This is a genomic window from Hydrogenivirga sp. 128-5-R1-1 (genome assembly GCF_000171895.1).
Genome location: NZ_ABHJ01000509.1, coordinates 1 through 1,081 on the forward strand (window position 1 = coordinate 1; position 1,081 = coordinate 1,081).

Annotated in this window: 1 protein-coding gene; it reads left to right on the forward strand. The window is 26.4% G+C overall.

What is annotated here, in order from left to right; all coding sequences use genetic code 11:
* A partial coding sequence (locus tag HG1285_RS18045) for an ABC transporter transmembrane domain-containing protein (RefSeq protein WP_008289703.1) occupies positions 1–1,081 on the forward strand: 1,081 nt, incomplete at both ends.

Below are 1,081 nucleotides of genomic sequence, written 5' to 3' on the forward strand. Positions count from 1 at the left end.
TTTATATTTATAATTCTTGCCTTATTTGGTAGTTTTTTAGAAGGTATTACTTACAGCGGAATTACATTTATAGTAAAAGATGTAATAGATAAAGTTTTCATTGAAAAAGATATTAATAAATTAAAATTAGTTATTTTGGGAATTTTAGGGCTTGTTATTTTGCGTCAAATAGCTATCTTTTTGAAAGAGTTTTCCTTTCCATATGCTTCTTATAAATTTCTTTTAAATTTAAGAAAAAATATTTTTGAAAAAATCATAAACTCTGAAATATATTACATTTATAAAAAAGATTTAGGAGACATAATAAGCAGAATTACAAATGATATAAATGCTTTAAGAGACAGCCTTCAGCTTATAGGTGTAGATTTATTATCCCAGACATTTACAGTTGTTTTTATGGTAGCTGTTTTAATATATATGGACTGGAAACTGTTTTTAGTGATACTTATTTCTATTCCATTTTTAGTTTTAAGTTTAAATGTGTTTGGTAAAATCAGGGAGAAATACTCAAAAAAACTGCAAAAAACTTTAGGAGAATATACCCAGTTTATAAGCCAGACAGTACAAGGTCTTGAAGTAATAAAACTTTTTCATAAAAATTTTTTAAAAAAAGAATTTTATAAAGTAAATAATAATGTTTTTAAAGTTCAGATTAAATCTATTTTGAATGATGTATTCTACCTGTCTTCTATAGAAATTGTTTCGTATCTTACGGTAGCTATCATTATTGGTTATGGTGGATACAGAATTATAAATGGAGATATGACAACAGGTGAGTTTTTTGCATTTTTAGGAGCGTTAACAATCCTTGTAAACAGTTCACAGGTCATGCAGAGAGGTCTTTTACAGTTGAAAGTGGTTGCTCCTATAATTGAAAGAATTCAGGAAATTTTAAATCTTCCAGAAGAAAAAGAAGAAGGTATTGAGTTTAAGGGATTAAAAGAAAAGATTCAATATCAAAATGTAAGCCTTAAAATTGGAGAAAATCAAATATTAAAAGACATAAACCTTACAATAAAAAAAGGCGAAAAAGTTGGAATAGTAGGCTTAACAGGTTCTGGAAAATCTACACTTGTTAAAT